Here is a 16,238-nt window from a genome sequence, read left to right on the forward strand (position 1 = left end):
CCGTTCCGGCCGGATGGGACGTCGTGCCCGGGGGCAGACGCGCCATGCTACGGACCGGCGCTCAGTCCTCCCGAACAGGGGTCCGTTCGAGGAACGGGGCGAGCAGGTCCGGGACGGCCTCGGTGGCGAAGGTCAGGGACTCCGTGGTGGCGGCGTCGTGAATGGTGTAGGCGCCGGAGCCGGCGGCGGTGGTGGCGGTCAGGGTGAGCAGGCCCACGCGGCGCTGGAACCAGGACTGCCGGATCGTCCAGCCGATGACGCCGCCGCGCCGCAGGGCGACGGTCGTGCGGCGCAGCACGCCGGAACGGGCCACCAGGTACGCACCGCTGACGGCGTGGCCGAGGCTGCGGTAGGCGTCCCGGGCGGTGAGCAGGGCGAGCGGGGTGAGCACGAGGGCGCAGGCCCCGGCGGCGTACAGGAGCGCGACGAGATCGAGCAGCAGACCCAGGGCCGCGAGGACCGCCACGGGGACGGCGACCGCGCCGAGGGCCCAGCGGATCCGGCGGGTCCGGGCGGCCGGGGGGTGCGGGGTCAGCGGCGCGCCGGTGGGGGCGGCCCGCTCGCGCAGCACCTGGGCGGCGACCTCGTCGGCGACGGCGCGGGGCGCGGGCGGCAGCAGGGTCTTGTGCTCGGCGTGCCGGCTCTCCTCGTCCTCGGCGATGCCGGTGGCGACCGCGTCGACCCGGGCGGCGCCGAAGCTCCGTACGCCGAGCGGCTCGACGAGCTCCACCCCGCGCAGCCGCCGTTCCTCGACCGATATCGAGCGGGCGGTGAACAGGCCCCGGCGGACCCGGAGCGTGCCGCCGGGCTCGCGCTCCAGGCGGTAGTTCCACCACATCTCGATCCACAGGCCGAGCGCGCCGACGGCGCCGGCGAGCAGCGCGGCCGCGACGAGCACGAGGACCATCGCGACGACCGAGGTGTCCCGGAAGCGTGCGCCCACCCAGTCGATGACCTGGCCTTGCGCCCCGAACCACTCGCTGACCTGCATCACCGCCCCGGCCGCCGCGCCGCCGAGCGCGGGGGCGACGAAGGAGACGGGGGCGTAGCGGATCCAGGCGGGGTCGAGCACGGCGAGCGGGCCGTCGTGGGCGGCGGGCGCGCCGGGGGCCGCGGGCCGGTCGAGGAGCAGCCGGCGCAGCCGCTCGCCCTCGGCCCGGGTCACGGGGTCCAGTTCCACGGTGGACTCGCCGCCGGAGTGCTCGCCGGTGCCGATCCGGACCTTGACCAGGCCGAGTATCCGCAGCAGCAAAGGGGCCGTCAGGTCGACGCTGCGGATCCGCTCGCGGGCGAGCGACCGCCGGGTGACGAGCAGGAGCCCGGTGTGCAGTTCGGCCCGCTCGGGGCCGATCCGGTAGCGGGTGCGGCGCCAGCGGACGTAGTCGGCGGCGGTGCCGCAGACGGTCATCAGGACCACGCCGGCCACCACCCAGGCCACCGCCTGCCCGAGGGGCATGCCGCCCGCCAGGCCGACCGCGGTGGGCACGGCGGCACCCGACGCGAAGCCGCCCGTGACGGCGGCGCCGACGAGCACCATCCGCTTGTCGAGCCGCCGCCAGTCCTCCCCGCCGGGCGGCGGCAGCGCGGTCATGTGGCGTCCCCCGGCGTGCCGCCGGTGATCAGCGTGAGCCGCTCGGCCAGGGCGGCGGCGACCTCGTGGTCGAGCCCCTCGATCCGGATCGTGCCCTTGGAGGAGGCGGTGGTGACCGTCACCGTGGCGAGCCGGAAGGTCTGTTCCAGCGGGCCGCGCACGGTGTCCACGGTCTGGATCCGGGACATCGGCGCGATCCGCCACTCCTGCCACAGGGCCCCGGTGCGCACGTACACGGCGTCGTCGGTGACCTCCCAGCGGTGCACCCGGTACCACCAGCCGGGCAGGACCGCGGTGCAGGCGAGGCCCACGGCGGCGAGCGCCGCCGCGGCCACCAGCAGCCAGAACCGGGCCGGTCCGATCAGCGCACCGAGCACGCCGAGCACCAGCACCGGGACGGCGGTCGTGATCAGCAGCTGCGTCCGCCACCAGCCGACGGCCCGGCCGTCGAGCGCGTTCCTCGGCGGCCGCAGCCGTACCTCGCCCTGCACCTTCGTCCTCCCCCGTGACGGTCCTTCTGGGTCAGCGGCCCCGCAGCGTCCGGTAGGCCGCGACGAGACCGGCGGTGGAGCTGTCCAGCGCGTCCGTGCCCTCGCCGGAGAGCAGGACCGGCTCGATCCGCTTGGCGAGGACCTTGCCGAGCTCGACGCCCCACTGATCGAACGAATCGATGTTCCAGATCGCTCCCTGGACGAACACCTTGTGCTCGTAGAGCGCGATCAGCTGTCCGAGGACGGAGGGCGTCAGCTCCTCGGCGAGGATCGTGGTGGTCGGGTGGTTGCCCCGGAAGGTCTTGTGCGGGACCAGTTCCTCGGCCACTCCCTCGGCGCGCACCTCCTCCGCGGTCTTGCCGAAGGCCAGCGCCTGCGTCTGGGCGAAGAAGTTCGCCATCAGCAGGTCGTGCTGGGCAGCCAGTCCGGGCGGCAGTTCGCCGACCGGACGGGCGAAGCCGATGAAGTCGGCGGGGATGAACTTGGTGCCCTGGTGGATCAACTGGTAGTACGCGTGCTGGCCGTTGGTGCCGGGGGTGCCCCAGACCACCGGTCCGGTCTGCCAGTCGACGGGCCGGCCGTCGCGGTCCACGGACTTGCCGTTGGACTCCATGTCGAGCTGCTGCAGGTACGCGGTGAACTTCGACAGGTAGTGCGAGTACGGCAGCACCGCGTGCGACTGGGCGTCGAAGAACGCGCCGTACCAGACGCCGAGCAGGCCCAGCAGCAGCGGCGCGTTGCGCTCCGGCGGGGCGGTGCGGAAGTGCTCGTCGACCAGGTGGAAGCCGTCGAGCATCTCGCGGAAGCGCTCCGGCCCGATGGCGATCATCAGGGACAGGCCGATGGCGGAGTCGTACGAGTAACGGCCGCCGACCCAGTCCCAGAACTCGAACATGTTGGCCGTGTCGATGCCGAAGTCCTGGACCTTCTCCGCGTTCGTCGAGAGGGCCACGAAGTGCTTCGCGACGGCCTCCTGACCGGCGTTCAGACCGGTGAGCAGCCAGTCCCGGGCGGAGGTGGCGTTGGTGATGGTCTCGATGGTCGTGAAGGTCTTGGACGCGATGACGAACAGCGTCTCGGCCGGGTCGAGGTCGCGGACCGCCTCGTGCAGGTCGGCGCCGTCCACGTTGGAGACGAAACGGAACGTCAGGTCCCGGTCGGTGTAGGGGCGCAGCACCTCGTAGGCCATGGCCGGGCCGAGGTCGGAGCCGCCGATGCCGACGTTGACGATGTTCCGGATCGGCCGGCCGGTGTGGCCGGTCCACGCGCCGGAGCGGACCCGCTCGGAGAAGGCGGCCATCCTGTCGAGGACGGCGTGCACGCCGGGCACCACGTTCTCGCCGTCGACCTCGACGACGGCTTCGCGCGGGGCGCGCAGGGCGGTGTGCAGGACCGCCCGGTCCTCGGTGGTGTTGATCTTCTCGCCCCGGAACATCGCGTCGCGCAGCTCGGCGACGCCCGTGGCGGCGGCCAGCTCGCGCAGCAGGGCGAGGGTCTCGTCGGTGACCAGGTTCTTGGAGTAGTCGAGGAGGAGGTCGCCGACGCGCAGGGTGTACGCGGTGCCGCGGTCGGCGTCGGCGGCGAACAGCTCGCGCAGGTGGGCGTCGCCCAGCTGCTCACGGTGCTTGCCGAGGGCGGCCCACTCCGGCATCCGGTCGAGCCTGCTCCTGGTGTTCATCTCGGACATCGCCCACTTCTCTCGTGCCTTCTTGCCCCGCTGTGTCCAACCTAGTTGATCGGGCGGGGAAGAGGTGCGAGGGCGAGCGGACGGGCCCGGCGCGCGACGTCATGTCGCGGGCCGGGCCCGGGTGCTGCTCAGATCTCGCCGCGGAGCTTGGCGAGGGCCTCGGCGAGGATCGCCTCGCCGTCCGCGTCGCTGCGCCGCTCGCGCACGTACGCGAGGTGGGTCTTGTAGGGCTCGGTGCGGGGCGGGTCCGGCGGGTTGTCCCGGTCCTGACCGGCCGGGAATCCGCAGCGGGGGCAGTCCCAGGTGTCCGGGACCTGCGCGTCGCTGGCGAAGCTCGGCTGCGTCTCGTGCCCGTTCGAGCACCAGAAGGAGATGCGGAGACGCGGCGCCGACTCGCCCCGCTCGGCCTCCCCCATCGGCCCCGCTCCGACCCGGCTTCCCCGGATCGCGTTGCCACTTGCCACGGTCGTAACTCCCTGCGTGATGGTGCTCGAAGATGCACCAGTCTACGTAAGGCCCAACGCGCGTCCAGTGATTGGAGTTACCCGTCCAGCTTCATCAGCAGGGCAAGTACGACAATGCACGCAATCCACAGCAGACCGACCACGATCGTGATGCGGTCCAGGTTGCGCTCGGCGACCGACGAGCCACCCACGGACGACTGCATACCGCCGCCGAACATGTCGGAGAGGCCGCCGCCCTTCCCCTTGTGCATCAGCACGAGCAGCATCAGCAGCAGGCTGAAGACGATCAGGGCGATCGAGAACCCCATAACCACGGCTGGACCCTACTTCCTGGCAATTCTCGGAATGTGTACGACGGGGGCCGACAGGCGCACACGCCCGGCGGCCCCCGCAAGAGTACGACGGATCGTCGCTACCGCATACTCACTGGTCGCGTCACTGGTCGCGGAACCGGACGATCTTGACGAACTCGTCCGCGTCCAGCGACGCGCCGCCGACCAGGGCGCCGTCGACATCCGGCTGCGCCATGATCGCGGCGACGTTCCCGGACTTCACCGAGCCGCCGTACTGGATGCGGACCTTGTCGGCCACCTCCTGCGAGTACAGCTCGGCGAGCCGGCCGCGGATCGCCCCGCAGACCTCCTGGGCGTCCTCGGGGGTGGCGACCTCGCCGGTGCCGATGGCCCAGACCGGCTCGTACGCGATCACGATCGTCTCGGCCTGCTCGGCCGGGACGTCCTTCAGACCGCCGTCGAGCTGGGCGAGGGTGTGCGCGACCTGGTTGCCGGCCTTGCGGACGTCCAGGCCCTCGCCGATGCAGAGGATCGGCGTGAGGCCGTTCTTGAACGCCGCCTTGACCTTGGCGTTGCACAGCTCGTCCGTCTCGCCGTGGTACTCCCGGCGCTCGGAGTGGCCGACGGTCACGTACGTGCAGTTCAGCTTGGCCAGCATCGCGCCGGAGACCTCGCCGGTGTACGCGCCGGAGTCGTGCGCCGAGAGGTCCTGGGCGCCGAACTTCATCTTGAGCTTGTCGCCCTCGATCACGGTCTGGACGGACCGCAGATCGGTGAAGGGCGCCAGGACCGCGACCTCGACGGCGTCGTAGTCCTTCTCGTTCAGGGCGAAGGAGAGCAGCTGGACGTGGCGGATGGCCTCGAGGTGGTTGAGGTTCATCTTCCAGTTGCCCGCCATGAGCGGGGTACGGGTGGTCATCGGGGGGTCAGTCCTCCAGTGCGGCGAGGCCGGGGAGCGTCTTGCCCTCGAGGTACTCGAGGCTGGCGCCGCCGCCGGTCGAGATGTGGCCGAAAGCATTCTCGTCGAAGCCGAGCGTGCGCACGGCGGCGGCGGAGTCCCCGCCGCCCACGACGGTGAAACCGGGCGAGTCGAGCAGCGCCTGCGCGACGGCCTTGGTGCCGTTCGCGTAGTCGGGGTGCTCGAAGACGCCCATCGGGCCGTTCCAGAACACGGTGCCCGCGTCGGCGAGCTTGGCCGCGTACAGCTCACGGGTCTTCGGGCCGATGTCGAGGCCCTCCTTGTCCGCCGGGATGGCGTCCGCGGCGACCGTCTCGTACGTGGCCGGGGCCTTGGTCTTGAGGTCCGGGAACTCGGTCGAGACCAGGACGTCGACGGGCAGCACGAACTCCACGCCGCGCTTCTCCGCCTCCGCCAGGTACTCCAGGCACGTGTCCTTCTGGTCGGCCTGGAGCAGCGAGATGCCGACCTCGTGGCCCTTGGCGGCCAGGAAGGTGTAGGCCATGCCGCCGCCGATGAGGATGCGGTCGGCCTTCTTCAGCAGGTTGTCGATCACGCCCAGCTTGTCGGAGACCTTGGCGCCGCCGAGGACGACCACGTACGGCCGCTGGACCTCGTCGGTGAGCTTCTTCAGGACGCCGACCTCGGTGGCGATGAGGGAGCCGGCCGCGTGCGGCAGCTTGCCGGGCAGGTCGTACACCGAGGCGTGCTTGCGGTGCACGGCGCCGAAGCCGTCGCCGACGTACACGTCGGCCAGCTCCGCGAGCTGCGCGGCGAAGGCCTCGCGCTCGGCGTCGTCCTTGGAGGTCTCACCGGGGTTGAAGCGCAGGTTCTCGATGACCGCGACCCCGCCGTCCTCCAGGGCGGCGACGGTGGCCTTGGCGGACTCGCCGACGGTGTCGGCGGCGAAGGCCACCTCGGCGCCGAGCAGCTCGCCGAGCCGGCGGGCGGCCGGGGCGAGGGAGAAGGCCGGGTCCGGCGCACCCTTGGGGCGGCCCAGGTGCGAGGCGACGACCACCCGGGCGCCGGCCTCGGCGAGCGCCTTGATCGTGGGCTGCACGGCGCGGATGCGCCCGTCGTCGGTGATCGTGTCGCCCTCCAGCGGCACGTTGAGGTCGGCGCGGACGAACACCCGCTTGCCGGCCACGCCCTCGGCGAGCAGCTCGTCGATCGTCTTCATGGGGTTACGCACTCCTTGCAGGTCGGAACGGGCAAGCACACACGGCAGGGCCCGGACAGTGCATCTTTGCACTGCCCGAGCCCTGCGATTGCATCAGATGCCTAGCTCGTGGCGGTTCAGAGCTGCTCGCCCACGAAGACCGTGAGGTCGACGAGGCGGTTGGAGTAGCCCCACTCGTTGTCGTACCAGCCCAGGATCTTCACCGACTTGCCCTCCTGAACCATGGTCAGGGAGGCGTCGAAGGTGCAGGAGGCCGGGTCGCCGACGATGTCGGAGGAGACGATCTCGTCCTCGGTGTAGTAGAGGACGCCCTTCAGGTCGCCGTCCTCGGCGGCCTTCTTGAACGCGGCGTTGACCTCGTCCTTGGTGACCTCGCGCTGGAGCTCCACGACGAGGTCGGTGGCCGAACCGGTCGGGACCGGGACGCGCATGGCCATGCCGTCGAGCTTGCCCTTGAGCTGCGGGAGGACCAGGGCGGTGGCCTTGGCGGCGCCCGTCGTGGTCGGGATGATGTTCTCCGCGGCGGCGCGGGCGCGGCGCAGGTCCTTGTGCGGGAAGTCCAGGATGCGCTGGTCGTTGGTGTACGCGTGGACCGTCGTCATCAGGCCCTTGACGATGCCGAAGTTCTCGTCGAGGACCTTCGCCATCGGGGCGACGCAGTTGGTGGTGCAGGACGCGTTGGAGATGACGTGGTGCTGGGCCGCGTCGTACTTGTCCTGGTTGACGCCCATGACGATGGTGATGTCCTCGTCCTTGGCCGGAGCCGAGATGAGGACCTTCTTGGCGCCGCCGGCGAGGTGCTTGGCGGCGTCGTCGCGCTTGGTGAAGATGCCGGTGGACTCGATGACGATGTCGACGCCCAGCTCGCCCCACGGGATGTCGGCCGGGTTGCGCTCGGACAGCACCTTGATGGTGTGGCCGTCGACGGTGATGGTGTCCTCGGTGTGGGTGACCTCGGCCTTGAGGCGTCCCAGGATCGTGTCGTACTTCAGCAGGTGAGCGGTGGTCGCGGTGTCACCCAGGTCGTTGACAGCCACGATCTCGATGTCGGCACCCTGCTCAAGGAGCGCGCGGAAATAGTTGCGACCAATGCGGCCGAAGCCGTTGATGCCTACGCGGATCGTCACGAACCGATCTCCTCGTGAGAGTACGCCGGGTTTCGACGCCCGGCGATTTTCTTTTTTAGGGATGTCCCCGACCGCTTCCGACCCTACCTCTCCCCACGCCTGAGAGTGACATCGCGTGCAGGTCCGAACCCCATAAATTCCGTTGTGGCCCGTACCTACCGACGGGTTCGGGCCACAACGCTCCCTTTGTCCTGATCACTCACCGTGATCAAAAGTGCGGGTGCCCGCTCAGCCGTGCAGGGCTCCCAGCGCCTTCCTCAGCAGCGCCCCGCGCTCCTGCGGTCGCAGCACGTGTTCCAGCCCGAAACCGAGCAGGACGGTGTCACGGGTCGTGACGGACGCCTGCGAGTGGAACAGGCCGGGAGAGCGCGCCCAGTCGTTGCCGTTGCCGGGGCTGCCGGCCGGCGGACCCGGTACGGTCCACGCGCCCAGCGAGGTCTCGAAGCCCTCGGCACCGGTGTCCGCCCCGCCGACGACCAGCCGGGTGTCGTCGACGAAGGCCCCCATCTCGTTGGTCCCCGGGTCGGAGATGTACGAGATCGACAGCTCGACCTGCTTGCCGGCGTAGGCGCTCAGGTCGATCGAGGCCTGCTGCCAGCCGTTGGAGGCGCCGGTGAAGGCGTGCCAGGAGCCGCTGGTGCCGGTGGTGGCGCAGCCGTCCTCGCCCACGGTGAGGTACCGGGCCAGGAAGGGGTGCCCGCGGACGTAGTAGCCCTCGCCGCAGTCGGCCGGGGCGGCGGCGCTGGTGCCGCCGTTGGCGTCGGGCAGCGTGGTCCAGTCGTCCTGGCCGGCGGTGTGGGCCTCGACGACGAGGTTGTCGTAGCCCTCCTCGGTGTCGTAGCTGACCTGGAACCGCAGGCTCGGCCGGTCGGCGGCGGAGACGGACGTGAGGTCGACGGTGCGGCTGAGCCGCATCCAGGCGTTGTCGGCGTGCCGGGCGGCCGCGAAGGACTGGCCCTCGTACGGCTCGAACGGCGTGCGCACGCCCGGGTAGTCGCCGCCGGAGGCGCTGCGGAACTGCGGGAAGCGCTCCGGGTCCAGCGTGTCGGAGGTGACGGTGTACGCGCCGGCGTTGTCGAGCGGGTTGCCGGCGGCCGGGCCGAGCGTCGCCGTGGCGCCGGCGAAACCACCCGATCCGGCGAACGAGCCGGCGTTCTTCAGGCCCGCGCGGTGGAAGGCGCCGAGGTAGTACTGGGCGAAGTCGTTGGAGTCGGCCCGGCCGATGTCGACCTGACCGCCGGACTTCTCCCCGGCGTTGACGAGCTTGCCGCCCTCGTTGAGGTAGTCGCGCACGGCCAGCATGACGGGACCGCTCGGCCGCTCGGCGCCGGTGTACCAGACGACGGTGCGGAAGTGGTCCAGGACGCCGAGCGGGTGCGGGACTCCCTGTGTGGCGACGTCCCAGACGGCCGCGCGGTGGCCGGCGTCGGCGAGGGCCCGGACGTATGTGGCGGTGTGCTGCGCGGCGGCGGTGCCGCCCTCCTCGGCGAGGACCAGGACGTCCCCGCGCGGCCGCTCGGCGACCTTGTAGGTGAACGGGGCGGAGGAGGTGCGGGCGCCCTCGCGGGTGCGGGCGGTGAACCAGACCTCGACGGTGTCGCCGGGCCGGGCGCCCTCGACCTCGGCCCCGTAGTGGTCGAAGTAGAGGTTGTCGTCGCCGCCGTACGTCTCGCCGCCGCGCCAGCGCTCCAGTTCCTCGGAGTGCGTGCGGCCGCCGTTGACGCGGTACTGGAGCCGCTTGTCGCGCAGCGACTTCTTGGCGGTCACCCGGACCTCCTGGTCGCCGCCGCGGGCGTAGGAGGTGGTGAAGACGTCCGGGGTGAGGTCGGCGGCGGGCGCGCCGACCGGCGAGACCGGGGTGTCGGGCCGGACCGAGGACTCGGCGACGGCGAGGGCGAACGGGATGTTCTTGGCGAACTCCTGCTGGATGAGCTTCTCGTCGTCCGGGAAGGTGAAGACCGAGGCGCAGTCGGCCGGTTCCCAGGCGTCGTTCGGGTCGACGCGGGAGGCGGTGGCGCAGGTGGACATCTCCGGGGTGAACATCTGCATCCCGTTGACGTTCGCCGCGTGTCCGTCGGCCTCGCCGTTGGTGGTGTACAGCTCGGAGGAGACCTGCGGCCGGTAGCCGGGGACCGCGGAGTTCTGCGGGGTGCCGGCGAGGGCCTTGAGCGCCACGTCGTCGGGGGTGTCGGTGGCGACCTGCCAGCCGACGCCGTACAGCAGCAGCTGGGCGGCCGAGTGGTAGTTGATGCCGTACTGGAAGCCGATGCGGCGCTGGAAGGCGTCCAGGGCGCGGGTCTCGGGCTCGGACATGGGCCCGGTGCCGCGGAAGGTCTCGTCGGCCGGGTCGGGCGAGGAGCCCTCGTTGTCGTAGCCCCACTTGTAGGCGAAGTTGCGGTTGAGGTCGACGCCGTCGCCGGGGGTGATGCGGCCGTCGCCGTTGTTGTCGCGCAGGTTCTTGCGCCACTGGCGGTTGGCCGGGTCGGCGTGGGTGTGGTCGTAGCCGTCCGGGTTGGCGGAGAGCACGAACCACAGTTCGGTGGTGTCGACGATCCTCGTCAGCCGCTGGTCCTTGCCGTAGCCGTCGAGGTAGTGGTGCATCAGCCGCCGGGTCATCTCCGGGGTGATCCACTCGCGGGCGTGCTGGTTGGACAGGTACAGCGTGGCCGGCTTGCTGCCGTCGCGGACGGAGTCGGCGTTCTTGGAGATCTTCAGGGCGAGGATGTCCTGGCCCTTGAGGGTCTTGCCGAGGGAGACGACCTTGGTCAGCGCCGGGTGGGCCTGGGCGGTGGCCAGGATCTCCTGCTTGAGGCCGTTCGGGCCGCCGTACGGGCGGAAGACGCCGTCGCCGGCGGCGGCGACGCGCTGCCGGGCCTGGGTGGAGAGGGTGTGCCGGGCGAGGTCGACGCCCTGGTCGCGGAGCTTTCCGGCCTGTCGGTCGGTGAGGTGGAGCTCGATGGTCGCGGTCCCCTTGTCGGGGACCTGCTCGGTGAGTTCGTGTCCGTCGGTGCCGGCCTCGAGGACGAGCGGCACCTGCTCCTTCGTCACCTGGGCGCGCCACACGGACAGTTCGCCGTCGTCGCCTTCCTTCTGCGCCGCCCCCGCCGCGGGCGCCGCGGACAGCCCCGCGATCAGGAGTGAAGCCGCCGCGAGAATCGCTCTCGCCCTTCGTCTCATTGGCCCCCCTTGCTGTTGTCTGCCACGAAAGTGAACAGACGCCAGGCTCGGCACAGTTCATGATCATGTCAAGAACGCCTGCGGGTGGTTCGGCACGTTCACGCGAACGGAGTCGGTGGCACCGGGCCGGATGCGCGTACGCCGCTGCCGGCGCCCCCGGGGAGGGCGCCGGCAGCGGCGTAGGAGCGAAATACGGAGAGGAACTCAGCCGACCAGGCTGTCGTCCAGCTCCTCCGTCAGGTTGTGCTCGGTCCCGGGGATGCCCAGGTCCGCGGCCCGCTTGTCGGCCATCGCGAGCAGCCGGCGGATCCGGCCGGCGACCGCGTCCTTGGTCAGCGGCGGGTCGGCGAGCGCGCCCAGCTCCTCCAGGCTGGCCTGCTTGTGCTCCATGCGCAGCCGGCCCGCGGCCGCCAGGTGCTCGGGCACCTCGTCCGCCAGGATCTCCAGGGCGCGCTGCACCCGGGCGCCGGCGGCGACCGCCGCGCGGGCCGAGCGGCGCAGGTTCGCGTCGTCGAAGTTGGCCAGCCGGTTCGCGGTGGCCCGGACCTCGCGGCGCATCCGCCGCTCCTCCCAGGCGAGCACCGACTCGTGGGCGCCGAGCCGGGTCAGCAGCGCGCCGATGGCGTCGCCGTCGCGGACCACGACCCGGTCCACGCCGCGCACCTCACGGGCCTTCGCCGCGATGGACAGCCGCCGGGCCGCGCCGACCAGCGCGAGCGCCGCCTCGGGGCCCGGGCAGGTGACCTCCAGGGAGGAGGAGCGCCCCGGCTCGGTGAGCGAGCCGTGCGCCAGGAACGCCCCGCGCCAGGCCGCCTCGGCGTCGCAGGTCGCGCCGGAGACGACCTGCGGGGGCAGCCCGCGGATCGGCCGGCCGCGGCCGTCGACCAGGCCGGTCTGCCGGGCCAGCTGGTCGCCGCCCGCCACCACGCGCACCACGAACCGGGAGCCGCGCCGCAGCCCGCCCGGAGCCATCACGATCAGCTCGGAGCTGTGGCCGAAGATCTCCAGGATGTCGCGCTTGAGCCGGCGCGCCGCCATCGCGGTGTCCAACTCCGCCTCGATCACGATCCGGCCGCTCACCAGGTGCAGCCCGCCCGCGAACCGGAGGATCGACGAGACCTCGGCCTTCCTGCAGCAGGTCCGGGTGACGGGGAGCCGGGAGATCTCGTCCTTCACCGCTGCCGTCATCGCCATGGGCCGATCCTTCCATGCATCCGAAAAATACGGTCGTACGCGGCGGCCAGTAGCTCCGGATCGTGCTTCGGAGCGCCGTCGGGCCGGGCCACGGGCGCCAGCTCGAGTGCGGCGCCGAGCCGCTTCGCGGCATCGACGAGGGGCTCCCCTGCTGACGCGTCGGGCACGGCGGCCTCGTCGGCCAGCACCACGTCCAGGGCGAGTTTAGGGGCGTGTCGCCCCAAAACCTCCAAATGACGCTGCGGGGAGAAGCCCTCGGTTTCCCCGGGCTGCGGAGCGAGGTTCAGCGAGAGCACCTTGCGGGCCTTGGTCTCCACCAGCGCCTCGTACAGCTCCGGCACCAGCAGGTGCGGGATCACCGAGGAGAACCAGGAGCCCGGCCCGAGCACGACCCAGTCCGCGTCGAGCACCGCGGCGACGGCCTCCGGCACGGCCGGCGGGTCGTTCGGCACGAGGTGCACCGACTGCACCTCGCCCGGGGTCAGCGCCACCGTCGCCTGGCCGCGCACGGTGTCCACGTCGTCCGGGCGGGCCGGGTCGTGGCCCCGGACCAGGGCGCGCAGCTCCAGCGGCACCGCCGACATCGGCAGCACGCGGCCCTGCGCGCCGAGCAGCCGGCCCACCAGGTCCAGGGCCTGGACCGGGTCGCCGAGCTGCTCCCAGAGCGCGACGATCAGCAGGTTGCCGACGGCGTGGCCGTGCATCTCGCCGCGCGACTGGAAGCGGTGCTGGATGACCCGGGCCCAGGTCTGGCCCCAGTCGTCGTCGCCGCAGAGCGCGGCCAGGGCCTTGCGCAGGTCGCCGGGCGGCAGCACGCCGAGCTCCTCCCGGAGCCGGCCGCTGGAGCCGCCGTCGTCGGCGACCGTGACCACCGCGGTGAGGTCCCCGGTGATCCGGCGCAGGGCGGCGAGGGAGGCGGACAGGCCCATGCCCCCGCCCAGCGCGACGACCTTCGGCTGGGCGCCGCGCCTGCGGAGCGTACGTACCGACAGGGTGGACGTACGCCGACGGTACGGCTTCACTCGCGCCCCATGTCCCGGTGGACGACGACGGTCTCGACCCCTTCCGCGGCGAGGCGGGCGGCGAGCTTCTCCGCGGTGGCGACGGAGCGGTGCTTGCCGCCCGTGCAGCCGACGGCGACGGTCACGTACCGCTTGCCCTCGCGGCGGTAGCCGGCGGCGATGAGCTGGAGCAGCTCGGTGTAGCGGTCCAGGAACTCCTTGGCGCCGGGCTGGTTGAAGACGTAGTTCGAGACCTCCGTGTTGAGCCCGGTGAAGGGGCGCAGCTCGGGGACCCAGTGCGGGTTGGGCAGGAAGCGCATGTCGACGACGAGGTCGGCGTCGACCGGCAGGCCGTACTTGAACCCGAAGGACATGACGGTGGCCCGCAGCTCCGGCTCCTCGTCGCCGGCGAACTGGGCGTCCATCTTGGCGCGCAGCTCGTGCACGTTGAGGCTGGAGGTGTCGATCACCAGGTCGGCGTCGCCGCGCAGCTCGCGCAGCAGGTCGCGCTCGGCCGCGATGCCGTCGGTGATCCGGCCGTCGCCCTGCAGCGGGTGCGGGCGGCGGACCGACTCGAAGCGCCGGACCAGCGCCTCGTCGGAGGACTCCAGGAAGACGATCCGCCGGGTGACCTGCTTGGCGTCGAGGTCGGCGAGCGACTCCCGGAGGTTGTCGAAGAACCGCCGGCCGCGGACGTCCACGACGACGGCGATCCGGGCCACATTGCCCTGGGAGCGGGCGCCGAGCTCCACCATGGTGGGGATCAGCGCGGGCGGCAGGTTGTCCACGACGAACCAGCCGAGGTCCTCCAGACACTTCGCCGCGGTGGAGCGGCCGGCGCCGGACATGCCGGAGATGATCACCAGCTCCGGGATGGCCGCGTCGGCGGCCTCGCCCGGCTCCTTGGTCGTGCCCGTGTTCACGTCTCCTGCTCCGTCTTCTCGGTCGTGCTCGGTCATTCCGTGCTGCCCCCGTCTTCCATGATCTCTCCTGTCGCGGTGTTCACCGCGGGCGCGGCCGGGGCGGCCTGTGCCAGAGCCGCGGCGACGGCCTCGGCCGTCTTGCGGCCCATGCCGGGCACCTCGCAGATCTGCTCGATTGTCGCCTGCCGGAGCCGCTTCACCGAGCCGAAATGCTTGATCAACGCCTGTTTGCGCGTCTCGCCCAGGCCACGGACGTCGTCCAGGGGGCTGCTGCGGACCTTCTTGCTCCGCTTCTGCCTCTGATAGCGGATGGCGAAGTCGTGAGCCGTGTCACGCACCCGCTGGAGCAGGTACAGGCCCTCGCTGGACCGGGGCAGCACGACGGGGTCGTCCTCGCCGGGCAGCCAGACCTCCTCCAGCCGCTTGGCGAGGCCGCAGACCGCGATGTCGTCGATGCCCAGCTCGTCGAGGGCCCGCCGGGCCGCCGCCACCTGGGGCTGCCCGCCGTCGACCACGACGAGCTGCGGCGGGTACGCGAAGCGCTTGGGCCGGCCGTCCTCGTCCCGGCCCTCGCCGGGGGCGGGGACCTCGCCGGACAGGGCCGGGCCCTCGCCGGCGCCGCTGCCGAGGCCGTTTCCGTTGCCGTCGCCGGGCTCGCCGTCGACGGGGACGGCCCACTCCCCCGTCCGCTCCTTCTCGGCCAGGTAGCGTTTGAAGCGGCGGCTGATCACCTCGTGCATCGAGCGGACGTCGTCCTGCCCCTCGAAGCCCTTGATCTGGAAGCGCCGGTACTCGCTCTTGCGCGGCAGCCCGTCCTCGAAGACGACCATGGACGCGACGACGTCCTCGCCCTGGAGGTGCGAGATGTCGAAGCACTCGATGCGCAGCGGCGCCGAGTCCAGGCCCAGGGCCTCGGCGATCTCCTCCAGGGCCCGGGAGCGGGTGGTCAGGTCGCTGGCGCGCCTGGTCTTGTGCAGCACCAGCGCCTGCTGGGCGTTGCGCGCGACCGTGGCCATCAGGTCCTTCTTGTCGCCGCGCTGCGGTATGCGCAGGGACACGTTCGACCCGCGCCGGCCGGAGAGCCACTGCCCGACGGTGTCGGCGTCCTCGGGGAGGGCCGGGACGAGGACCTCCTTGGGCACCGCGTCGCCGCTCTCCTCGCCGTACAGCTGCTGGAGGGCGTGCTCGACCAGGCCGGCGGTGTCGACGGCCTCGACCTTGTCGGTGACCCAGCCGCGCTGGCCGCGCACCCGGCCGCCGCGGACGTGGAAGATCTGGACGGCGGCCTCCAGCTCGTCCTCGGCGAGCGCGATCAGGTCGGCGTCGGTGGCGTCGGCGAGGACCACCGCGTTCTTCTCCATGGCCCGGCGCAGGGCCGCGATGTCGTCGCGGAGCCGGGCGGCCTTCTCGTACTCCATGTCCTCGGCGGCCACCGCCATCTGCTTCTCCAGCCGGCGCAGGTACGTGCCGGTGCGGCCGGCCATGAAGTCGCAGAACTCCTCGGCCAGTTCGCGGTGCTCCTCCGGCGGGATCCGGCCGACGCAGGGGGCCGAGCACTTGCCGATGTAGCCGAGAAGGCAGGGCCGGCCGGCCGCGGCGGCGTTGCGGAACACCCCGGCGGAGCAGGTGCGGACGGGGAAGACCCGGAGCATCAGGTCGACGGTCTCGCGGATCGCCCAGGCGTGCGCGTACGGCCCGAAGTAGCGCACGCCCTTCTTCTTCTGGCCGCGCATCACCTGGACGCGCGGGTACTCCTCGTTCAGCGTGACGGCGAGGTACGGGTAGCTCTTGTCGTCCCGGTACTTGACGTTGAACCGGGGGTCGAACTCCTTGATCCAGGAGTACTCCAGCTGCAGCGCCTCGACCTCGGTGGAGACGACCGTCCACTCGACGGAGGCGGCGGTCGTCACCATCGTGGCCGTGCGCGGGTGCAGGCTCGCGATCGGCTGGAAGTAGTTGGCGAGGCGCTGGCGCAGGGACTTGGCCTTGCCGACGTAGATCACCCGGCGGTGCTCGTCGCGGAACTTGTAGACCCCCGGCGACTCGGGGATCTCTCCCGGCTTGGGGCGGTAGCTGGAGGGGTCGGCCATGGCCCCCACCCTACTGGCGGGCGCCGACACTCCGGGCCGCCCTGAGGGGGCCCTCAGGCGGC

13 protein-coding genes are annotated in these 16,238 nt (G+C 71.7%); all 13 read right to left on the reverse strand.

The genetic code is table 11. The features are described from left to right. Positions 1-61: 61 nt before the first annotated feature. On the reverse strand, positions 62-1,591 hold the full coding sequence (locus ACNJ93_RS06610) for a PH domain-containing protein (protein ID WP_418956389.1): 1,530 nt from the start codon (positions 1,589-1,591) through the stop codon (positions 62-64). Beyond that, a complete protein-coding gene (locus tag ACNJ93_RS06615; protein ID WP_418956390.1) occupies positions 1,588-2,082 on the reverse strand; it encodes a PH domain-containing protein in 495 nt (164 codons plus the stop codon). Before ACNJ93_RS06615 ends, ACNJ93_RS06610 begins: the two co-directional genes overlap by 4 nt. Positions 2,083-2,113: 31 nt before the next feature. Then, positions 2,114-3,760 carry a glucose-6-phosphate isomerase gene (pgi, locus tag ACNJ93_RS06620; protein ID WP_418961333.1) on the reverse strand — a complete coding sequence of 549 codons (1,647 nt, stop codon included), beginning with the start codon at positions 3,758-3,760 and terminating at the stop codon, positions 2,114-2,116. Between the two features lie 137 nt (positions 3,761-3,897). Next, positions 3,898-4,233, reverse strand: a complete 336-nt coding sequence (locus ACNJ93_RS06625) for an RNA polymerase-binding protein RbpA (RefSeq protein ID WP_003957010.1) — start codon at positions 4,231-4,233, stop codon at positions 3,898-3,900. A 77-nt stretch (positions 4,234-4,310) separates the two neighbouring features. Then, positions 4,311-4,541 carry a preprotein translocase subunit SecG gene (gene secG / locus ACNJ93_RS06630; protein WP_418956391.1) on the reverse strand — a complete coding sequence of 77 codons (231 nt, stop codon included), beginning with the start codon at positions 4,539-4,541 and terminating at the stop codon, positions 4,311-4,313. 127 nt (positions 4,542-4,668) lie between these two features. Beyond that, positions 4,669-5,445: a triose-phosphate isomerase gene (gene tpiA / locus ACNJ93_RS06635; protein WP_418956392.1), complete on the reverse strand. Its 777-nt coding sequence runs from the start codon at positions 5,443-5,445 to the stop codon at positions 4,669-4,671. A 7-nt stretch (positions 5,446-5,452) separates the two neighbouring features. Continuing rightward, entirely contained in the window at positions 5,453-6,664 is a 1,212-nt protein-coding gene (locus tag ACNJ93_RS06640) for a phosphoglycerate kinase (RefSeq protein WP_418956393.1), read from the reverse strand. Between the two features lie 116 nt (positions 6,665-6,780). Further along, a complete protein-coding gene (gap, locus tag ACNJ93_RS06645; protein WP_418956394.1) occupies positions 6,781-7,791 on the reverse strand; it encodes a type I glyceraldehyde-3-phosphate dehydrogenase in 1,011 nt (336 codons plus the stop codon). Between the two features lie 228 nt (positions 7,792-8,019). Next, positions 8,020-10,968: a M14 family zinc carboxypeptidase gene (locus tag ACNJ93_RS06650; protein WP_418956395.1), complete on the reverse strand. Its 2,949-nt coding sequence runs from the start codon at positions 10,966-10,968 to the stop codon at positions 8,020-8,022. 204 nt (positions 10,969-11,172) lie between these two features. Next, entirely contained in the window at positions 11,173-12,162 is a 990-nt protein-coding gene (gene whiA, locus ACNJ93_RS06655) for a DNA-binding protein WhiA (protein WP_418956396.1), read from the reverse strand. Next, positions 12,153-13,184 carry a gluconeogenesis factor YvcK family protein gene (locus ACNJ93_RS06660; protein WP_418956397.1) on the reverse strand — a complete coding sequence of 344 codons (1,032 nt, stop codon included), beginning with the start codon at positions 13,182-13,184 and terminating at the stop codon, positions 12,153-12,155. Before ACNJ93_RS06660 ends, whiA begins: the two co-directional genes overlap by 10 nt. Next, a complete protein-coding gene (gene rapZ / locus ACNJ93_RS06665) occupies positions 13,181-14,122 on the reverse strand; it encodes an RNase adapter RapZ (RefSeq protein WP_418956398.1) in 942 nt (313 codons plus the stop codon). The genes ACNJ93_RS06660 and rapZ overlap by 4 nt, the downstream gene beginning before the upstream one ends. Beyond that, the gene (uvrC, locus tag ACNJ93_RS06670) at positions 14,119-16,176 is read right to left on the reverse strand and encodes an excinuclease ABC subunit UvrC (protein WP_418956399.1); all 2,058 of its coding nucleotides are present in this window, start codon (positions 16,174-16,176) and stop codon (positions 14,119-14,121) included. Before uvrC ends, rapZ begins: the two co-directional genes overlap by 4 nt. Positions 16,177-16,238 lie beyond the last annotated feature (62 nt).

This window comes from Streptomyces tritici (genome assembly GCF_048500665.1).
In the GTDB taxonomy this organism is placed as follows: domain Bacteria; phylum Actinomycetota; class Actinomycetes; order Streptomycetales; family Streptomycetaceae; genus Streptomyces; species Streptomyces tritici.